20 protein-coding genes are annotated in these 19,832 nt (G+C 40.8%); 2 read left to right on the forward strand and 18 right to left on the reverse strand.

Annotation, left to right across the window (positions count from 1 at the left end; translation table 11 throughout):
* Positions 1–317 precede the first annotated feature (317 nt).
* Genes CRO56_RS14315 through hprK form a run of 5 tightly spaced genes read right to left on the reverse strand, consistent with a single transcriptional unit; the run spans position 318 to position 4,217 of the window.
* Positions 318–836: an acyltransferase gene (locus CRO56_RS14315; RefSeq protein WP_097159301.1), complete on the reverse strand. Its 519-nt coding sequence runs from the start codon at positions 834–836 to the stop codon at positions 318–320.
* Complete coding sequence (ppaX, locus tag CRO56_RS14320) at positions 836–1,486, reverse strand: pyrophosphatase PpaX (protein ID WP_097159302.1); 651 nt, start codon at positions 1,484–1,486, stop codon at positions 836–838. The genes CRO56_RS14315 and ppaX overlap by 1 nt, the downstream gene beginning before the upstream one ends.
* Positions 1,470–2,426 (reverse strand): nucleoside recognition domain-containing protein, encoded by a 957-nt coding sequence (locus CRO56_RS14325; protein WP_097159303.1) that lies wholly within the window; start codon positions 2,424–2,426, stop codon positions 1,470–1,472. Before CRO56_RS14325 ends, ppaX begins: the two co-directional genes overlap by 17 nt.
* A gap of 25 nt (positions 2,427–2,451) precedes the next feature.
* Complete coding sequence (gene lgt / locus CRO56_RS14330; protein ID WP_097159304.1) at positions 2,452–3,264, reverse strand: prolipoprotein diacylglyceryl transferase; 813 nt, start codon at positions 3,262–3,264, stop codon at positions 2,452–2,454.
* A gap of 17 nt (positions 3,265–3,281) precedes the next feature.
* Positions 3,282–4,217 carry an HPr(Ser) kinase/phosphatase gene (gene hprK, locus CRO56_RS14335; RefSeq protein ID WP_097159305.1) on the reverse strand — a complete coding sequence of 312 codons (936 nt, stop codon included), beginning with the start codon at positions 4,215–4,217 and terminating at the stop codon, positions 3,282–3,284.
* 405 nt (positions 4,218–4,622) lie between these two features.
* Between hprK and nagA the strand changes: the two genes are divergently transcribed.
* Complete coding sequence (nagA, locus tag CRO56_RS14340; RefSeq protein ID WP_097159306.1) at positions 4,623–5,804, forward strand: N-acetylglucosamine-6-phosphate deacetylase; 1,182 nt, start codon at positions 4,623–4,625, stop codon at positions 5,802–5,804.
* Between the two features lie 2 nt (positions 5,805–5,806).
* Positions 5,807–6,568, forward strand: coding sequence for a glucosamine-6-phosphate deaminase (gene nagB, locus CRO56_RS14345; RefSeq protein ID WP_097159307.1), 762 nt, complete (start codon positions 5,807–5,809; stop codon positions 6,566–6,568).
* Between the two features lie 46 nt (positions 6,569–6,614).
* Here the strand turns inward: nagB and CRO56_RS14350 are convergent, their stop codons facing one another.
* From CRO56_RS14350 to CRO56_RS14410, 13 genes are all read right to left on the reverse strand, one after another.
* On the reverse strand, positions 6,615–6,974 hold the full coding sequence (locus tag CRO56_RS14350) for a phage holin family protein (RefSeq protein ID WP_097159308.1): 360 nt from the start codon (positions 6,972–6,974) through the stop codon (positions 6,615–6,617).
* Positions 6,975–7,035: 61 nt separating this feature from the next.
* Positions 7,036–8,208: a DUF4097 family beta strand repeat-containing protein gene (locus CRO56_RS14355; protein ID WP_179714291.1), complete on the reverse strand. Its 1,173-nt coding sequence runs from the start codon at positions 8,206–8,208 to the stop codon at positions 7,036–7,038.
* A gap of 367 nt (positions 8,209–8,575) precedes the next feature.
* The gene (gene uvrA / locus CRO56_RS14360) at positions 8,576–11,449 is read right to left on the reverse strand and encodes an excinuclease ABC subunit UvrA (protein WP_097159310.1); all 2,874 of its coding nucleotides are present in this window, start codon (positions 11,447–11,449) and stop codon (positions 8,576–8,578) included.
* A 7-nt stretch (positions 11,450–11,456) separates the two neighbouring features.
* Positions 11,457–13,436, reverse strand: a complete 1,980-nt coding sequence (gene uvrB, locus CRO56_RS14365; protein WP_097159311.1) for an excinuclease ABC subunit UvrB — start codon at positions 13,434–13,436, stop codon at positions 11,457–11,459.
* A 199-nt stretch (positions 13,437–13,635) separates the two neighbouring features.
* Positions 13,636–13,884, reverse strand: a complete 249-nt coding sequence (locus CRO56_RS14370) for a CsbA family protein (RefSeq protein WP_097159312.1) — start codon at positions 13,882–13,884, stop codon at positions 13,636–13,638.
* Positions 13,885–14,245: 361 nt separating this feature from the next.
* Positions 14,246–14,695, reverse strand: a complete 450-nt coding sequence (locus CRO56_RS14375; protein ID WP_097159313.1) for a cupredoxin domain-containing protein — start codon at positions 14,693–14,695, stop codon at positions 14,246–14,248.
* A gap of 108 nt (positions 14,696–14,803) precedes the next feature.
* Complete coding sequence (gene pfkB, locus CRO56_RS14380; RefSeq protein WP_097159314.1) at positions 14,804–15,730, reverse strand: 1-phosphofructokinase; 927 nt, start codon at positions 15,728–15,730, stop codon at positions 14,804–14,806.
* Between the two features lie 124 nt (positions 15,731–15,854).
* Positions 15,855–16,394 (reverse strand): hypothetical protein, encoded by a 540-nt coding sequence (locus tag CRO56_RS14385; RefSeq protein ID WP_097159315.1) that lies wholly within the window; start codon positions 16,392–16,394, stop codon positions 15,855–15,857.
* Positions 16,395–16,418: 24 nt separating this feature from the next.
* Entirely contained in the window at positions 16,419–16,613 is a 195-nt protein-coding gene (locus CRO56_RS14390) for a hypothetical protein (protein WP_097159316.1), read from the reverse strand.
* Between the two features lie 34 nt (positions 16,614–16,647).
* The gene (locus tag CRO56_RS14395; RefSeq protein WP_179714292.1) at positions 16,648–17,520 is read right to left on the reverse strand and encodes an aminoglycoside 6-adenylyltransferase; all 873 of its coding nucleotides are present in this window, start codon (positions 17,518–17,520) and stop codon (positions 16,648–16,650) included.
* A gap of 28 nt (positions 17,521–17,548) precedes the next feature.
* The gene (locus tag CRO56_RS14400; RefSeq protein WP_097159318.1) at positions 17,549–18,310 is read right to left on the reverse strand and encodes a hypothetical protein; all 762 of its coding nucleotides are present in this window, start codon (positions 18,308–18,310) and stop codon (positions 17,549–17,551) included.
* 84 nt (positions 18,311–18,394) lie between these two features.
* A complete protein-coding gene (locus CRO56_RS14405) occupies positions 18,395–19,054 on the reverse strand; it encodes a hypothetical protein (RefSeq protein ID WP_097159319.1) in 660 nt (219 codons plus the stop codon).
* 115 nt (positions 19,055–19,169) lie between these two features.
* Positions 19,170–19,817 (reverse strand): response regulator, encoded by a 648-nt coding sequence (locus tag CRO56_RS14410; RefSeq protein WP_097159320.1) that lies wholly within the window; start codon positions 19,815–19,817, stop codon positions 19,170–19,172.
* Positions 19,818–19,832 lie beyond the last annotated feature (15 nt).

Raw genomic sequence — 19,832 nt, forward strand, 5'->3', positions numbered from 1 at the left:
ATCACCTATTCGTATCGACCAAAGAAATTTTCAAAATCCTTTAGTTCGCTAATATGGTAGTAAATTAAAGTTATATGTAGTGTACTCCTTCCTTCTAGTTTCGTCAATGGAAAGGTGAGTTATAATTTGAGATTTATTTGGAAGGCAGTGGTTGGAGTCGTGCACGTTTATGGCGGTTTCGTGCATTTCTCTCCCGATTTCGTGCATTCCTAACATATGTTCGTTCATTTCACAGCCATTCTCGTGCAAATCACTACTACCAACCGGCCATTCATTCATAAAAAAAACAAGAACGGCTCATTCGAACCGTTCTTGTTTTACTCGACGTCCTGCTTCTCCCGCAGTTCACGTTCTTCTTTTGTATAAATCACACGCATTGGATTGCCGCCAACAAACGATCCAGCCGGGACATCTTTATGGACTAAGGTGCCAGCCGACACAATCGCACCGTCCCCGATTGCAACCCCAGGCAGAATGGTTGTGTTCGCCCCAATCATCACTTCGTCCCCGATAACAACGGGCCCAAGCCGATATTCTTTAATTAAATACTCGTGTGCCAGGATTGTTGTATTGTATCCAATCACTGTATTCCGGCCGACCTTTATTTTTTCGGGGAACATCACATCAAGCATCACCATAAGGGCGAATGAGGTTTTCTCGCCAATGTCCATCCGTAAAAAAACGCGGTATAGCCAATTTTTCAGGGAGAGGAACGGAGTGTATCGTGCAATCTGAATCACTATAAAATTTTTGACAACTTTCCAAAAGGGAACCGTTTTATAGACATGCCATAAGGAATTGGCCCCTTCGACAGGGAAGCGTTCGGTTTTTCTCATTATTTTTCCACACCTAGAATGGTTAATAGGTCTTTCATATTTTGGAGCATATAGTCTGGGTTAAATTGTGCTAAATATTCCTCACCTTTAATGGACCAGGCCACTCCCGCTGTCTTCGTTCCAGCGTTTTTTCCGCCTAAGATGTCATGGTGATTATCGCCGACCATGATGGTGTTCTCAGGTTTCGAATCCAGTAATGCCATTGCTTTTTCAATTGGCTCTGGATCTGGCTTTGCCTTCTCTACATCATCTAAAGCAACGATGATTGGGAAAAATGGCTCCATCTTCGTTAATTTTAAACCCTTTAATACGGTTTCTCGAATTTTTGTTGTCACAATTCCGATTTTGTACCCATGACGAATTAAAGCATCCACTGTTTCATACACACCTTCAAACTCTTTAACCAACCGATCGTGTTCGCGGTGGTTAAATTCACGGTATGTTTTAATCATTTCATCGACTTTGGCCGGATTTAAATTTTCGAACGTATCCTGCAACGTTGGCCCCATAAAAGGAAGGACGTGCTCGCGCTCGTATTGACCAGGAAAATAATTCTCCATCGTATGAAGAAACGATTGAATGATTAATTCATTAGTGTCAATTAAAGTTCCATCAAGATCAAATAATACTGTATCAATTTGTGTGCCCATACGAAGGTTCCTTTCTTTTATTCCAGTCCTTCCGTTTCCAAATAGCAGCAACCACCATCGTTAAGACGATAGCTGTACATAGTCTAATAATAAATAACGGCAGAACAGGTATACCTAAAGGTACAAAAATCAGTGTATCTTCCACAACGGCGTGACAGGCAACGAGAAAGATAAACACTAAGGTTGCATCCTTTTTGCTGACGCCATCTTCTTTGACAGCCTGAATCATGATTCCTGCCCCGTATGCTAATCCGATTGTTAGACCTGCCACTAAGGTCATCGATGTGTTTTCCTGCATGCCAAGGCCTCTTGTAATTGGGGCCATCTTTTTAGAAAAAACCTCAAGCCATTTTAAATCTTTTAAGATCTGCATAACAATCATAAGCGGAATCACGATCATAGCCAACTGTAAAATTCCTAATGCCGCTTTTTCGAATCCTGCGAAGATAATCGCTCCCCATGTGTCAGGAGCACTGCTAGTTTCAGTAGGAACAAGACCATAGCGGGCAATCTCACCACCGCCGTTCCAAAGCAAATTAACAACAATTGCACCAAGTGCCGCCAATCCAAGCCGGACAAGAAGGACAACCCAAAGCTTGACTCCGACTTTCAAGGCTACGCCAGTCTCAACAAATAAATTGTGTGAAAAAGAAAGCATAATCGCTAAAATAAAGACTTCTTTTACGGTTAATTCAATCGAAAGGATTGCCCCGATCGCAGCGTACAAATTCAGTACATTTCCAAGTACTAATGGAATCGCTGCTTCCCCGCTCAGACCAAAAATGCCCATAATCGGGGAGATCAGGTCAATCACCCACGGTAAAACCGGTGTATACTGTAAAATCGAAACAAGTAATGTAATCGGAAAAATAACTTTCCCTAAAGTCCATGCTGTCTTTAAGCCCACCATGAGCCCTTTTTTACAGGACGATATAAGCATTGCCAACATTCCTCCAAGATTTTCACTAGCTGTCTAAATATCGTTCACGTGCATACCCTTTCATTCTTCTAAATACCATAATTGCAATGCTCACCACAATTAACACAAGTGACATTACTTGCGCAATCCGCAAAAATTCAGTGAGCATCAGGCTATCCGTCCGCATTCCTTCGACAAAGAAGCGGCCAATAGAATACCAGATCAGATAGGATAAAAAGATTTCTCCTCGGCGCAGGTTAACTCTTCGCAAGCCAAGCAGTACGAAAATACCGACAAAATTCCAAAGTGATTCATACAGAAAAGTCGGATGGTGATACGCACCTTGAATATACATTTGATTTATGATCCAGTCCGGTAAAAATAAACTTTCTAAAAACTCGCGGCTCACTTCTCCGCCATATGCTTCCTGGTTCATAAAATTCCCCCAGCGGCCAATTGCTTGACCAACCAGTAAACTAGGAGCCACAATATCAGCCAGCTTCCAGAACGAGATTCCTTTTATTCTGCAAAAAATAACGGCAGTGGCAACGGCACCGATAAGTGCCCCATGAATCGCAATTCCACCTTCCCAGATTTTTACGATATCCCCTGGATTTTGTGAATAATAATCCCACTGAAAAATAACGTAGTAGATTCTTGCACATACAATACTAATTGGAACAGCCCAAAGCAGTAAATCTGCAATAACTTCGCTATCAAGTCCCCGTTTCTTCCCCTCTCGAACTGCCATAAAAAAGGCGATGGCAATCCCTAGACCAATTAAAATTCCATACCATCTTACATCTAGAGTTCCAATCGAGAACGCTATTGGGTCAATTGGTGTAATTGTACTCTCCACTTAACTTCATTCCTCTCCTATGAATGATCGTGATCACTATCCTCAATGACATCAGATAAGCGATTTGTAAATTGTTCTGCCGCATTTAGCCCCATTCGTTTTAATCTGAAGTTCATCGCTGCAACTTCAATAATAACGGCTAAATTTCGCCCTGGACGAACCGGAATTGTTAATCTTGGCAATTCGGTATCGATGATTTTTATTTTTTCTTCATCAAGTCCGAGACGGTCGTATTGCTTATTTGGATCCCAAAGCTCAAGATTCATAACAATCGTAATCCGTTTATAAGAACGTACCGCCCCAGCTCCAAACAAAGTCATCACATTAATAATGCCTAATCCCCGGATTTCCAGCAGGTGTTCAATCAGCTCTGGTGCACTTCCAACAAGCGTATTTTCATCTTCTTGTTTTATTTCAACACAGTCATCTGCAACGAGACGATGTCCCCGTTTAATAAGTTCTAGAGCCGTTTCACTTTTACCAACACCGCTTTTGCCTGTAATTAACACTCCTACTCCGTAAACATCTACCAATACACCATGCATAGCAGTGGATGGTGCAAGCATACTTTCTAAATAGTTGGTTAATCGGCTGGACAAACGAGTTGTCTTTAAATTCGATTTCATAACAGGCACAGATTCCCGGTTCGAAGCTTCAATTAGCTCCTCAGGAATCTCTAGCTCTCTCGAAACTATAATCGCTGGAGTAATGTCTGTACAAAGCCGGTCCATTCTCTCCCTTTTTTCAGATGTTGAGAGCTGACTAAAAAACGTTAATTCTGTTTTACCTAAGAGCTGAACGCGCTCTGCCGGATAATATTCAAAAAAACCTGCCATCTCCAAGCCAGGACGGCTTAGGTCACTTGTCATTATCGGGCGATTAATTCCTTCCTCACCACTGACGAGTTCAAGATCAAATTTTTCTATTAAATCTTTTGTCCGAACTTTTGCCATGTAAAATCCTCCTCCTTCTATATAATGGAGAACATTATAGTTATATCAAAAAATCGCCGCGCTTCATAACTTTTCATTTTATAGTAATGTAAAGGCGGGCATTGTCATTGATTTCATTGGAATACTAGTAATTAGCGGTCCAAAATGTTCTGCTTTATATTTTATTTCATGAATCAAAATATATATATACACTCTACATTGTAAACCATCTTGTGTCACGAATGAAATGAACACTTTCTAAATAATCTGTTAAGAATATTTGTATATACCAATCTTATTTTTTATAACCTTACTATTAATAAACGTTTATTTAACTTTATTTTAATGGGATTATAGGCTAAAGTGGTATAGACATTTAAACCTTGCTTACCTATACTAAAAGAAAAAGCGTCAGGAGATGTTCACATGTTCGGAAGTAAGGAATGGCTACTGATTAACGGGGAAATATATACCGAGGAGAAAATAATCGAAAATGGCTATATTCATATTGCAGAAGGAATCATCCAGGCAGTCGGACCTATGGAAACAGCACCCTCTCATATTGAAAATCAATTTGATGCTAATGGCCAAAAAGTAGTGCCAGGTTTTATCGATGTTCACATTCATGGAGTAGGTGGCGCCGATACGATGGATGCTTCTAATGAAGCGTATGAAACGATGGCAAGAACATTGCCGCAGGAAGGAACTACAAGCTTCCTTGCGACAACCGCTACACAAAGCATCGAAGCGATCGAGAAAGCTCTTCAAGCCATTGCCCTTTACCGAAAGTCGGAAAATAAGCCCGGAAAAGCCGAAATGGCGGGTGTCCATTTAGAAGGGCCTTTCCTCCACCCTGATAAAGCTGGAGCGCAGCATCCGTCTTTTATTCAAGAGCCGAACATGGAGCTTTTTGAAAAATGGCGTGCCCTTTCTGATGACAGCATCCGGCTTGTTACATTAGCTCCCGAACGGCCAAATGGCTATCAATTAGTAGAGTACTTAAAAAGTAATGGAATTATTGCCTCTATTGGTCATTCCAATGCTGCCTATGATGAAGTCAAACAAGCGATTGGCAAAGGATTAAGCCATGTCACTCATTTATATAATGCGATGAGACCGCTCCATCACAGAGATCCAGGTGTAGTCGGAGCCGCTCTTCTCCATCGTGAACTTACCGCTGAAATCATTGCGGACGGGATTCATGTCCATCCTAAGATGATCGAGCACGCCATACAATCTAAAGGGACCGACCGAATCGTACTGATTACAGACTCGATGCGGGCCAAATGTTTAAAAAATGGGATTTACGATTTAGGCGGACAAGAGGTTAAGGTAGAAGGCAGAAAAGCAACATTGGCTGATGGAACCTTAGCCGGAAGCGTTCTAAAAATGAAAGACGCCGTCAAACTAATTGTTGAAGATACTTCCTTTACCTTAGTGGATTCGATTCAATTCACTTCTGTAAACCCTGCAAAAGAACTGGGCCTATACGAGCGAAAAGGAAGCCTGTCGTCTGGTAAAGATGCAGATATTGTAGTACTTAATCAGAAGCTTGACGTTGTATTGACCGTATGCCGCGGAGAAATTTCGTATAACAAGGAGGGATAATCGTGAAAATCATTGCATGTAAAGACTATAAGGAAATGAGTCAAACAGCAGCCAAGGAAATCATCGCTCTTGTAAAAAAGGGAACACCTTTCACACTAGGTTTAGCAACAGGAAGTACCCCTGAAGGAGTATACCGTGAGCTGGTCGATGATTTTAATCAAGGTCAAACCTCATATTCGCATGTGACAAGTGTGAATCTGGATGAATATGTTGGCCTCTCAAAATCAGATCTGAACAGTTATCACTATTACATGCAAGCGAAACTTTTTCAATATATAGACCTTCCGAGTGATCAGCAGTTAATTCCTGATGGAACAGCACAGGATTTAGAAGCAGAATGTGAAAACTATGAACAAAACATCCTAAAGTCTGGAGGGGTTGACCTCCAAATTCTTGGAATTGGGCATAATGGTCATATTGGATTTAATGAACCAGGTACTTCTTTTACAAGCCGTACCCATGTGGTTGAATTAGCGGAAAAAACACGAAAAGCCAATGCCCGCTTCTTTCCGAGCATCGACCAAGTTCCAACAAAAGCTGTCACAATGGGAATAGCCACTATTATGGAGAGCAAGCGAATTTTATTGCTGGTGTCAGGAAAATCAAAGGCGGACACAATCGCACGTTTGCTTAATGGAACAGTTGAGGAATCATTCCCTGCTTCGATTTTAAACCTTCATGCAGATGTAACTGTGATCGCTGATGAAGAAGCCTTATCGACAATCAATGAAAACAAAATGAAAAAGTCCTATTCGATTGGTTAATCGATCAAAAAATGAGCCGGTAAAGAAGATTACCTGGCTCATTTTCTTATCTTTTCTGCAGCGGTTTGATGACTGCAGCATTAATAATTAAATTGGCAAGAGACATTAAAATCGCTACAAAGATGGCAAAGCCAAAACTGCTGATTTCAAAAGCATCTCCCATTAAAGAATCCGTAATGACAAGGGTGATGGCATTAATTACAAAAAGGAAGAAACCTAATGTAATAAAAGTAACCGGAAGTGTCAGAATCACTAAAATTGGCCGAACGATAATATTTAAGATCGACAAAACAAAGCTGGCAATAATAGAGGACGTAAAACTCTCCACAAATAGCCCTTCTGTAAAATATCCGGCTAATGCGATAAAAATAACAGCATTAATAATGATTCCAACAATCCACTTCATCTATAATGAACCCCTTTAATATACAAATTACAGATCCTTTTAAATTCTTTACCCTACTCTTCTACTTTTCAAGCGTAATTCCTTCTTTTTTCTTTCCGTCTACCGTAACAGAGCCGGTTTTGGTTTCTGCAAAAATGTAAGCCTTTGGCTCTCCGGATTTAGCCGTAAGGAAGGTGACCTGCTTTTGTAAAACTTCACTTTTTTCAGCTTGAATGTCAGCATCCAGGTTGACACTAACACTGCCGAGACTGGATTTCAGCTCACCCTGAGCTGCGATATCGTCTGGTAAAGTCAGATGAATGCTTCCTGTTCCGGCTTTTAGCCTTACAGTATTCACATCTGAGTTTTTTACATCACATGTCACACTGCCATTTAGGCACTGCATATCCACTTTATTAAATTCTCCTATTGCCGTCAACTTTCCATTAATCGACTCTGCCTCTAAAGCTTCGAGGAAGCAAGAATTTAGAGATACTGATCCGTTCGTTGACTCAGCGTCTAAATGCTTTCCGCGGATGCCGTCTACAACAATCCGGCCATTGACTGATTTTAATATCGTTTTATTGGCAAGAATTGATTCTGTCTTAATGGAACCATTCATTAGTTTTACCCAAATCGATTCATATTGCTGTTTTGGAATATAAGCAACCGTATCGACTTTTAATATTTTTGGCTGGGAAACAAAACGTAATTTTCCATCCTTAACAGAAAAGACTGAGCTCTTTAGAAAGACATTTCTTGCCTCATCCTGATCATCCACCTTATATACTTTCGCTTGACATTCCAATCTTATGTCCTTTTCATCCCAAGGAATGATCTCTAGCGAACCATAAGGGATATCAATTTCAACCTCAGAAATTTGGGCATCAGTATGTTGAAAAATATGCGATATCTCAATTCCTTTTATCCATTGCAAGTCAAAATCAATATCTTTTATTTTTTTAACGGCCTGGTCAACAAAGTCGAAAAATTTATTTTTCGTTTGCTGAAAAGATTGGCTGGAAGTATATTGTTTCTTAGCATCCTTTGTAAATTCGTCTTCGTCGTAAAAAGAATCTTTTTTCTCTAAATCTGTAAATATTTTCGCAGTTGTATGGTGATGGGATGCATGACTATGGCTTTTATTTTTTCCATTATATTCTTCTTCAAGCTTTTCAATCAGCATTATTGCTTCCTCAACCGTAATCGTCCCCTTTTCGACCATTTTTAGTATCCGTTTTCTTTCTTCTTTCATTTGATTTCCCTCCCTGTCAGTGTGTAAAACTTTAAATCTCATCAATACTGTCTATCTAAAGTATAGCAATCCGCTTCATGTTAAAGAATCAGTCGCTAGCAGGAGTCTGCTTACGTATGTAGACGTACTTTAATTGTATTTGATAAAATAATGGGCTGGCTTTGCAGAACTCGGAACTGGTTTACTGAACTGAGAACCGGATTACCTTAGTTTGGAACGGATAATCGCTCAGCCACCCAGGCAGCCAAGCTGTCTGAATTTACATCTACTCTCTATACATACGATTAAACTACAAAGAAGTTTCTCATACCCCCATATAAAAAAATAACTGCCCTAAAATTTAAGAGCAGTTATCTTTATCTTCCTTTCAAGAATAAACTTCAGATTCCTGAATTAGTTTTTTCATTCGGAGCTGATCCCGTTCTAAAATGGGTTTTAGATAGCGGCCAGTATGAGAATTTTCATTATTCACTACCTCTTCAGGCGTTCCAGTGGCAACAATAGTACCGCCTTTATCCCCGCCTTCAGGACCCAAATCAATAATGTAATCGGCTGCCTTAATAACATCGAGATTATGTTCAATAATCAGAACCGTATCTCCGTTATCCACTAGGCGCTGGAGAACCTCAAGCAAACGGGCGATGTCATGAACATGAAGTCCGGTTGTAGGCTCATCAAGGATATAAATGGATCTTCCGGTAGAACGGCGATGCAGTTCAGAAGCGAGTTTCACCCTTTGTGCTTCCCCGCCGGATAAGGTGGTAGCCGGCTGTCCTAACCGCATATACCCGAGCCCTACATCAGCAATCGTTTGAATCTTACGGTGAATTTTCGGGATATTTTCGAAGAATTCAAGCGCATCCTCTACCGTCATGTCCAACACTTCAGAAATATTTTTCCCTTTGTATTTCACGTCTAATGTTTCACGGTTATAGCGTCGTCCATGACAAACTTCACACGGAACATACACATCCGGGAGAAAGTGCATCTCGATTTTAATAATGCCATCCCCGCGGCAAGCTTCACATCTACCGCCTTTCACGTTGAAGCTAAAACGGCCTTTTTTATAGCCTCTTACTTTGGCCTCATTCGTTTGCGCAAAGACATCACGGATATCGTCGAACACACCAGTATAGGTAGCCGGATTGGAACGCGGTGTGCGTCCGATAGGAGATTGGTCAATGTCTATAACTTTATCAAGATGATCGATTCCTTTTACCTCTTTATGCTCCCCAGGTCTTACTTTGGATTGCTTATACAGTTTGGAAGCTAAAGCTTTATAAAGGATTTCGTTAATTAATGTACTTTTTCCCGAACCGGAAACACCCGTAACAACAGTGAACATTCCTAATGGAAACTTCACATTCACATTTCTAAGATTGTTTTCTTTCGCTCCAACAATTTCGATGAAGCGTCCATCTGGTTTTCTTCTCTGATCTGGAAGAGGGATAAATTTTTTCCCGGATAAATATTGACCCGTCAGCGAATTCTCATCGTTCATCACTTCTTCTGGAGTACCGGCTGAGACAATTTCTCCTCCATGCACTCCGGCTCCTGGACCAACATCAATTAAATAGTCTGCTGCGAACATCGTATCTTCATCATGTTCCACTACAATGAGAGTGTTACCGATATCTCTCATGCTTTGCAGTGTTTGAATCAATCGGTCATTGTCCCGCTGGTGAAGTCCAATCGATGGTTCATCTAAAATATATAGAACTCCAGTTAGTCTGGATCCAATTTGCGTGGCCAGACGAATCCGCTGTGCTTCTCCTCCAGACAGCGTGCCGGCAGCACGGCTTAAGGTTAAATAATCTAACCCTACATTGACCAAAAACCCTAATCTTTCTTCAATTTCTCTTAAAATAAGGTTGGCAATCTTTTTTTCCTTTTCAGTTAAGGTAAGAGTGTCAAAAAAGGAAAGAGCCTCTGTAATAGACATTTTTGTTACTTCGCTAATATGGTGGCCCTGTATCTTTACAGCAAGACTTTCTTGCTTAAGCCGGTGGCCTTTACAGGTTGGACATGGCTGTTGGGCCATATATTGCTCTAGCTGTTCACGAATATAATCAGAGGAAGTCTCTCGGAAACGTCTTTCAATATTTCCGATCACGCCCTCAAACTCAATATAATTTTCGCGAATTTGTCCAAAATCATTTTCATAGCGGAAATAAATTTTGTCTCCCTTTGCACCGTACAGAATTTTATCCATCAGATTTTTCGGAATGTCTTTAACAGGAATATCCATATCAATTCCATAATGCTGACAAACGGCAGCAAGAAGCTGAGGATAGTATTGGGAACTTGTTGGTTCCCAGGCAGCAATCGCATTTTGGTTAAGAGTCAGATTCCAGTCAGGAATCACTAACGCTTCATCAACTTCCAGTTTTGTACCGAGTCCATCGCAGTCCGGGCAGGCTCCAAATGGACTGTTAAACGAAAACATTCTCGGTTCTAGTTCTCCAATGGAGAATCCGCAATGAGGACAAGCATGATGTTCACTAAAAAGCAGCTCTTCCTGGTCCATCACATCAACTAGTACCCTACCGTCACCTAATTTAAGCGCAGCTTCTAAAGAATCAGCAAGCCGAGAAGATACGCCCTCTTTCACAACGATACGGTCGACAATGACTTCAATCGAATGTTTTTTATTCTTGTCTAATGTAATATCATCCCCGAGGTCATAGATTTCTCCATTTACCCTGACCCGGACATACCCTTGCTTCTTAATGTCTTCAAGTGTTTTTACATGGGTGCCTTTTCGTCCTGAAATAATCGGAGCCAGAATCTGCAGTTTAGTCCGCTCAGGATAGGCCATGATCCGGTCAACCATCTGCTCTATCGTTTGTGATGTAATCTCAATTCCGTGATTTGGACAAATTGGCCGGCCGACCCTTGCATAGAGCAGACGCAAATAGTCGTAAACCTCTGTTACCGTTCCAACCGTTGATCTTGGATTTCGGCTTGTTGTCTTTTGATCAATCGAAATCGCTGGTGATAAACCCTCAATCGTATCGACATCTGGTTTATCCATTTGCCCTAAAAACTGTCGGGCGTATGCAGATAAAGATTCTACATAGCGGCGCTGCCCTTCTGCATAAATCGTATCAAAAGCGAGCGAGGACTTCCCTGATCCAGAAAGTCCTGTCAGCACAACTAATTGATCCCTGGGGATCGTTACATCTATATTTTTTAAATTATGGGCTCTTGCCCCTTTGACGATAATTTGATCCTTCGCCATGAAAAGATCATCCTTCCGCTTTCAACTCTAATACTAAATCACGAAGCTCGGCTGCCCGTTCGAAATTCAATGCCTTGGCAGCTTCCTTCATTTCCTTTTCCAAGTTCTCGATTAATTTTACACGTTCTGCCTTAGACAATTTTTTCTTCGGCTCTGCTTCATTATATTGTCCTTGTTCTTCGGCTGCATGTGTTGCGCGAATGACATCGCGAATTCCTTTTTGAATCGTTTGCGGTGTAATACCATGCATATGATTATATTCTTCTTGAATCTTTCGTCTCCGCCCGGTTTCCTCAATCGCTTTTTGCATCGATTCTGTCATGTTATCAGCATACATGATGACATGACCATTTGCATTCCGGGCCGCTCTTCCGATTGTTTGAATTAAAGATCGCTCAGAGCGTAAAAATCCTTCTTTATCCGCGTCTAAGATAGCAACAAGGGATACCTCAGGAATATCTAATCCTTCTCGTAAAAGGTTAATTCCAACCAATACATCAAACACCCCAAGCCGTAAATCACGGATAATCTCAATTCTTTCTAAGGTTTTAATTTCAGAATGGAGGTAACGGACTTTAATTCCAACTTCCTTCAAATAGGTCGTTAAGTCTTCCGCCATTTTCTTCGTCAAGGTCGTAACAAGAACTCTCTCATTCTTTTGAACCCGCTCTTGGATTTCACCGATGAGGTCATCAATTTGGCCTTCAATCGGGCGAACATCGATTGTCGGATCAAGCAATCCTGTCGGACGGATGATTTGTTCAATCATGATCGGACAATGCTCTTGTTCATACGGACCAGGTGTTGCAGAAACAAAAATTGCCTGATTCACCCGTTTTTCAAACTCCTCAAACCGGAGCGGTCGGTTATCCATCGCAGACGGCAGACGGAATCCATGGTCCACTAGCACTTGTTTACGGGCCTGGTCCCCATTAAACATCCCGCGAACTTGCGGCAGTGTCACATGCGATTCATCAATTACAAGTAAAAAGTCTTCAGGAAAGTAATCTAGAAGTGTATACGGAGTAGACCCCGGTGGCCGCAGCGTCAGATGTCTTGAGTAGTTTTCTATCCCTGAACAAAAGCCCATTTCTCTCATCATTTCAAGGTCATACTTCGTTCTTTGTTCTAATCGCTGAGCTTCTAACAGTTTATTCTCCGAGCGAAGCAGCGCCAGCCGTTCCTCCAACTCTTTTTCGATATTTTCAATCGCTATTCTCATTTTCTCTTCACGTGTTACGAAGTGGGATGCAGGGAAAATCGCTACATGATCCCGCTCACCCAAAATCTCTCCAGTCAGCGCGTCGACTTCACGAATTCGTTCGATTTCATCACCGAAAAATTCAACCCGAATACAATGCTCATCTCGTGATACCGGAAAAATTTCAACTACGTCTCCGCGAACCCGAAACGTTCCGCGCCGGAAATCAATATCATTTCTCGTATACTGGATATCTACCAGCTTGTGAAGTAATTGATTTCGCTCGATTTCCATACCATTTCGAAGTGACAAAACAAGCTCACTATATTCCTCTGGAGAACCTAAACCATAGATACAAGACACACTCGCAATAATAATGACATCTTTTCGTTCAAACAAAGCAGAGGTGGCAGAGTGCCGCAGTTTATCAATCTCATCATTAATACTTGCATCTTTTTCAATAAAAGTATCAGTCTGCGGAACATAAGCTTCTGGCTGGTAGTAGTCATAGTAGCTGACAAAGTATTCAACCGCGTTATTCGGGAAAAATTCCTTGAACTCACTATATAGCTGGCCAGCTAACGTTTTATTATGGGCAATGACCAGGGTTGGTTTATTGACTTCCTTTATTACATTGGAAACAGTAAAGGTTTTTCCTGTTCCCGTTGCCCCCAGCAAAGTTTGATGAGGCTTCCCTTGCCGGATCCCTTCCACTAACTGACGAATCGCCTCCGGCTGATCCCCTTGAGGCTGATACTTGGATACAAGTTCAAACTGATCCTTCACTGACATACCTCCTATCTAAAACGCATAGACCCCTGAATCAAGAATAGACGAGCATACGTTCCTTTTACATATTTTTCATTCTACCACAAACCACCTATAAATAACCATACCAAAATCGAATATATGTTCGATTTTTTCGCTAAATTTATTGATGGAAAGAAAATGAAAAAGAGGCTCCTCCGATCGATGGAATACCTCTCTACATTTCTTCTTCCTTTGGTTTATTCTTTAATGCCTGGAGCATTCTCCGTGCATACCAAAATCCAGCCGTTAACGATAATGCATCGATCACATTCACATACCAAGTGTGCGTAAAGCCTTTATAGGCAGAAGCTGTGATGAGAGCAACCGTAACGATCAGACCCACAACAGAACTATACGTGATTCTCGAAAAAAGAACAACTAATATGGCTGGCAAAAACAGAGCGGCTATCACTTTTTCAACCATAGGGATCCCTCATAATGTGTTATTTCCAAGTATTTTAAAGCCGTCTACATGATTTTCTCCTATTATAATGGTTTTTTCTTTTAAATTAAAGTGAGAGGGAGTCCAGATGGCAAGTTTAGTTTAAGTGAAAGGATTTTGTGACTAATAGGACGTGGGTTTAACTTATAGAAATAGATTTTGACCGATAGGACGTGGGTTTGACTTATAGAAATTGATCTTGACCGATAGAACGTGGGTTTGACCCATAGAAACTCGTTTTGACCGATAGGAGAGAATTTTGACTGATAGACAACCATTATCATATACTCATAAAAAGTCAAAAAGACGAGGTACTTCCACCCCATCTTTTTGCTATTCAATATTAATCTACTATGATGTAACCAACCATCGGTGCATCTCCTTGGTGAGTGGTACAAATAAGCTTATAAACACCTTCTTTGTCAAATTGAACCGGTACTACAGTTTCCTCTCCTTTTCTCACTGTTCCTTTTATATCAGTCCCTTCTATATAAAAAGGATGTTCCATTCCATTGATTCCGTAAAGCTTCAAGTTAACCTTTTCGCCTTTTTCAATAAAAATAGTCCCCGGATCCCAGCGATAGGCTTCCATTTCCTTTCCATCAGCGGTTTTGGTTTTAAACTCAGCTGTAATGAGATGGATGTCTCTAACCTCTTCATTGGACGCCTGTAAAAAACCAAACACCGGTTCATCACCGGAACTCATAAAAAACAGGAATGACCCAATTAATGCGAGTACCAGTACCGCTAGGCCAGTTATTAAACTTTTTTTCGTTAATACTAAAAAGCGCATACCCTCATCCTCCTAGAAATGTTCTAGTACAAGCATATGCACGATAGTAGGGAATACTTGTCTATTTTTTACAAGAAATTATAAAAATAAAAATGGCGCCTTATTATTTCAGGCACCATTTTTTTGTATTACATCAATTTGAACTTGCGAAAGCAACTGATCCATTTCTTCTTTTGTGCATAAGTCCTCGGAAAAAGCAGTTGCACTCCCGCAAGCTACGGCCGTTTTAAATGCTGCCAAGACATCACCTGTCTCCAGATAAACCGCTAGAAAGCCTGCTACTGTTGAATCCCCAGCCCCTACCGAATTCTTCAGCTTGCCTATTGGGACAGCAGCAACAGCTTTCACTTCTCGATTCATAAAAACTGCCCCATGCCCGCCGAGTGTCACCAGGATGTTTTCAGGTCCTTGCTCTAATAGAGCATCACCATACTCAAGTACATCCTCAATAGTGTGGATTTTCACGTGGAGCAGATCACTCAACTCATGCTGATTCGGCTTGATTAGAAAAGGTTTATAGGGCAATAAATGCTGGAGTACTTTACCTCCTGTATCTGCTACAAAAGGGATTTCTCTATCGCGACAATAAGCTGCTGCCTTCTCATAAAAGTTTTCCGGCATGGAAGGCGGCAAACTTCCAGCTAATACTAAAACATCGTTAGGCGTAATCGTTTCTATTTGTTTTAAAAGCCGCTGTTGCTGCTCTTCCGTGATTGCCGGACCCTGCCCATTAATCTCTGTTTCCTCATCCGTTTTCAGTTTAATATTCACCCGGGTAGGCTCATTATGTTCAATAAAAGTATGTTGAATTCCCTCGTGGTCTAAAAATTCTTGAATGAATTTACCAGTAAAACCGCCTGCAAATCCAAGCGCGGTCGAAGGCATCCCAAGATTTCGCAAGACACGGGATACGTTGATTCCCTTTCCGCCTGGATAAAAGGAGGTCTTTTGCGCACGATTTAAGTCGCCCATGATCACCTCTTCAATTTCGATAACATAATCAACCGAAGGGTTTAACGTACATGTGAAAATCATTTTGTCACGACCTTTTACCTGATTTAAACTTCATTGAACCATTAAAAAATTTCAAGGTCAAGTTAATAGAGATTCTGTAAAACATCTCTTAATTTGAAACAGAGCAACAGCTAAAAAAGACCTCTTACAAGGTCTTCAGATTGTGGAACAGGGTGTTGATTTGCGCTCCAGACGCTTCGCTTTCCGCGGGCGTGCCGGGGAGCCTCCTCGGCGCTTTGGCGCCTGCGGGGTCTCCCTTGCCCCGTACTCCCGCTGGAGTCTTCGCGCCTTCCGCTCCAATCAACAGGGCGGTATCGATACAGTTCTTCAACTCAAACAATAAAAAATAAAATAAGTGGTGAATACAATGTTTAAGCCAAAAGAGGCTAGCCAAAGTGAATATGAAATTGTTTCTATTGATGATTAGTTCCAGACGACCACTGTTTAAGGCTGTTTCGATGATAGGTGGTAAGCGGTCAGCAACCTTCTTCAATTCTTCAAGCTGAGTCGGATATTTTTCAATAGCGGCAGTCAATCTTTCCGGAGTTTTTGGACAATGATGAGGAAAATATTCTGCAAATACCTCTGGGTATGTTTGGTAGTAGTCTTCTAGATGATTAAGCATCAAAGTATCATGTTTATTTATTAAATGAAAAAAAGTAGAGGTTGTATCGTTTATCACCATTTTAATTTGCTCTCGGGTTAAACATTAAACAAACCAAGTTACATAAACTCCAACAGCAACTAACGAAAGAATAATAACCACGGCATATATCACAGTTAAATTCATCGTATTTCTCTTCGTAGACTCGGTATAATTTTTATCACTCTTTCCTGCCACTAACAAGGTTAAAATTAGGGAAACTACACCAATTAAGATAACAATTAAAATAGCAAAATTCATGATAGGCTCCTCTCGATTCTCTTGATTTGTCCAACTATTTTTCTCGTTCTTGATCAAGCTTTATGACTATTTTAGCAGCTGTTTCATCAGCTAAATGAGCATAATCGTATCCTAATAAACTAGCTGTCTCCACTGCAATCTCCCGATAAAGCTTCATTGTTTGGTGCAAAGCCTGCCAGATATCATCTTCTTCATAGCGTGAGTAAACCGATTTTAGTTTTTCCAAAACTGCTGAACTCACCCATTGTTCAAAAAACCGGCTTCCATGCCAGATGTCTATATTTTGCCAATTCGCTTTTGCGGACACTTGCCATTTAATCATTTTAAGCAGCAAATGCTTCATATACTGATCACAGCAGGTCTTTCCAACTAAAATTTCTCCCCGCCGAAGTTTTTTGGCAGTCCACACTGCATGGTACCAAAAATCATGGATTTCATTTAAAAATTCACTCAGGTTAGGTTTTTGGTGTTCAGATAAAGAGAATGATTCAAATTTCATGTTTTTAAAAACGTTATCTTTATCGAGTATAACTTTATAGCCACGTGCTAATACACCTTGAATCTCTTGTGATGTAGCCATTTCCTTTAAAAAATAACTTGGAACTACAGAGAAATCAACATCCAATCCATCATCATAGAGTACTCTTCGCTCCACATTGTCACTTACTGCTGTTTTTTCTAAAAAAGTTATACATGGATTTCCCATCTGAGCTAACCAATTCGTTTGAAATAATAAGGCTTCCGGCTGATCAGCAATAATAACTACATCCAGATCAGACCAACGATCTGCCGGTTTATCCTTTCTGGCCCTAGAACCCAAAATCAATGCCGCTCTTATATTATCATTTTCTTTCGCCCAAGAAACGAATTTTTCCGTCAATATTTCATACTTTTTATGAACATTCATCGTGAATCCCCCAAAACCTTTTGTCTCCTTATCCCCTAAGTTTCTCATATATCTTTAACGCATCGTGTAAGAACTGTCTATCATATCCCGTCTTTTGAAAAATTCGATCCACCCACTCATCAATAGTATCTAGTGGAGAATCAGGAAAAAGTCCTTCAGTGGTACTTAAAAAACTTTCCCAATTGTAAAATTCCCAATGCGCTATTTCGTTTTTGTATGGAAGTCTACATTCTAATAGCGGCTTTCGATATATGTTGTTTTGTGACCTCTCGGCCGCTGCCATTAGCACATCAAACGGAATTGGATCCAGATTGTAGGTTTGCCTGGAAACCTTTCCATTGGGCCGATGATATAAAACTTCAATCCCCTGCTCCACAGTTTTGATCTGTACTTTTGCTCCTGGAAAGAATCCGCTTAGAACCTCTTCCGAAAAATCCTCGCTCTTCGAATCTATTAGAATCGGAGTCAGCCATTGATCACCCAAATCGCATAAAAACCGATTTCCCTTTTCATTAACAGCTACCACGGCAACATGGGCACCGTCATTATCGATGTCATGACCAACCGGATAAGCATCCACACCGTCTTTTTTGAATTCATCCAACAGCCAAATAGCGAGATCAAAGCAATTTCCAGTCACACCAAGCTTGCTTCGATGCTCCCTCATTAATTCCACACTGCGCTGCTTTTTTCCATCTGTTTGATGGTAGTACCATGCCTTCGTTAACGTATCCATCGGAAAATCATCGAATTTTTTCCATGTTGATAAAATATCGGGGGTTGGCAGCATATGAACTCCTCCTAAAGCTGAACCTATTTTCCTAAATTATACAAAAAGTGCCCGTTCATCACGAGCACTTTCCTGTAAATTAAGTTATTTAGTTACTACTATTGCCTGTTCAGGTACGCTACTTTCTAATCCGCTTTTATCTGTAATTAACTTCACTCCATATATTCCAATCACAACGTACAAGTACGCAGGGAAATTATAGAATCCCACCATTGGTGAAATGAGAAAGATTGGAAGGAGTAAAAGCATCATGATCGCAAGCCATACGGGAAAAACTTTTGCTTTCCAGAAACTAATCGCCGACAAGATAGGACCAATCATACTTAATAAGATCACAGGGAACATAAAACCGAAAGGATCTTGATCGTAAATCGTAGTGACTGCCGTATAAATTTCTTCTTCTGTACTAACGTCTGCCAAAACAAACGGATAAGCGATCAAACGAATTACAGGCTGGATCAGGTCTGCATAAATCAGTCCGATACCTATGGCTGGATAACCAATCCACCCCCACGTAGGCAGTCGCTCACTTTGACGCACAAATATTCCGACTAATCCTAAGATAACGATTGGTACCCCGATTACAAGAAGCGTATCTGATAGCATAGACTGCGAAATAAATGCCTCAATCCCATCCCCGGATGTGGGCGGCTGCGGTTTTAGCAGATGTCCAGTTGCTGCAAGCAAAGCCCCTATAATCAAAATAATCCCAGTGAAACGAAAAAACTTTTGTGAAATTTGCATATGGCTAACCCCTTTACTTGACATTTTTCTATACAAAAATATCATCCAGGTTTTCCCATTGTCATGGGAGTCGTTACCCGTATGAGTCGGGAACTTTTTGGGGCTTCTTCGGGAATCAGTATTCCTTTCTTCCCATTCCTTCGTTTTTTGCTTGCGTAATTGCTTCGGTGCGATCTGCAACGTGAAGCTTGCTGTAAATATTAGAAATATGATTTCGCACCGTTTTTAACGTAATTCCTAAAATCCTTGAAATCTCAGCATTGTCTTTTCCTTCAACGATGAGTTCTAGAATATCTCTTTCCCGCTCCGTTAACTGAGGAAAAATAAGGGGAGTGGCTGGCTGAAATCCTTTAAAAAATTGAAGCAGTCTTCCAGCAATTGCTGGGCTAAAGATGGACTCGCCATTAGCAACTGCCTGGATCGCACGGATCGTTTCAGTTCGATTAGCCCCCTTTAATAAATAGCCTCTTGCACCTGCTTTTAGGGCTGCAAACACAGAATCGTCATCGTCAAACATCGTTAAAATCAATACGCCAATCGCAGGAAATTGATTCGTAATAAGACGGGTTGCTTCGATTCCATTTTTTTTAGGAAGATTTAAGTCCATTAAAATCACATCAGGTCTTAACATAAGAGCCAAATCTATTGCTTCTTCACCGTTGGCTGCTTCGCCAATGAGCTCAGCATCTTCTGTTGATTGAAGAAGGGTCGCGATTCCTTCACGAAACAAAGGATGATCATCTACTACCAAAACCTTAATCATATTCGATTTCCTTTC

Source organism: Bacillus oleivorans, assembly GCF_900207585.1.
Lineage (GTDB): Bacteria > Bacillota > Bacilli > Bacillales > JC228 > Bacillus_BF > Bacillus_BF oleivorans.

Coding starts and splice junctions, on each gene's coding strand:
- ppaX (WP_097159302.1), bottom strand. CDS start 1,486: ATGGGCACACAAATTGATACAGTATTATTTGATCTTGATGGAACTTTA.
- uvrA (WP_097159310.1), bottom strand. CDS start 11,449: ATGGCGAAGGATCAAATTATCGTCAAAGGGGCAAGAGCCCATAATTTA.
- CRO56_RS14385 (WP_097159315.1), bottom strand. CDS start 16,394: ATGGTGATAAACGATACAACCTCTACTTTTTTTCATTTAATAAATAAA.
- CRO56_RS14315 (WP_097159301.1), bottom strand. CDS start 836: ATGAGAAAAACCGAACGCTTCCCTGTCGAAGGGGCCAATTCCTTATGG.
- hprK (WP_097159305.1), bottom strand. CDS start 4,217: ATGGCAAAAGTTCGGACAAAAGATTTAATAGAAAAATTTGATCTTGAA.
- CRO56_RS14390 (WP_097159316.1), bottom strand. CDS start 16,613: ATGAATTTTGCTATTTTAATTGTTATCTTAATTGGTGTAGTTTCCCTA.
- CRO56_RS14325 (WP_097159303.1), bottom strand. CDS start 2,426: ATGCTTATATCGTCCTGTAAAAAAGGGCTCATGGTGGGCTTAAAGACA.
- CRO56_RS14375 (WP_097159313.1), bottom strand. CDS start 14,695: ATGCGCTTTTTAGTATTAACGAAAAAAAGTTTAATAACTGGCCTAGCG.
- CRO56_RS14410 (WP_097159320.1), bottom strand. CDS start 19,817: ATGATTAAGGTTTTGGTAGTAGATGATCATCCTTTGTTTCGTGAAGGA.
- CRO56_RS14405 (WP_097159319.1), bottom strand. CDS start 19,054: ATGCAAATTTCACAAAAGTTTTTTCGTTTCACTGGGATTATTTTGATT.
- CRO56_RS14395 (WP_179714292.1), bottom strand. CDS start 17,520: ATGAATGTTCATAAAAAGTATGAAATATTGACGGAAAAATTCGTTTCT.
- CRO56_RS14400 (WP_097159318.1), bottom strand. CDS start 18,310: ATGCTGCCAACCCCCGATATTTTATCAACATGGAAAAAATTCGATGAT.
- pfkB (WP_097159314.1), bottom strand. CDS start 15,730: ATGATTTTCACATGTACGTTAAACCCTTCGGTTGATTATGTTATCGAA.
- nagA (WP_097159306.1), top strand. CDS start 4,623: ATGTTCGGAAGTAAGGAATGGCTACTGATTAACGGGGAAATATATACC.
- CRO56_RS14370 (WP_097159312.1), bottom strand. CDS start 13,884: ATGGTTGAAAAAGTGATAGCCGCTCTGTTTTTGCCAGCCATATTAGTT.
- CRO56_RS14355 (WP_179714291.1), bottom strand. CDS start 8,208: ATGAAAGAAGAAAGAAAACGGATACTAAAAATGGTCGAAAAGGGGACG.
- CRO56_RS14350 (WP_097159308.1), bottom strand. CDS start 6,974: ATGAAGTGGATTGTTGGAATCATTATTAATGCTGTTATTTTTATCGCA.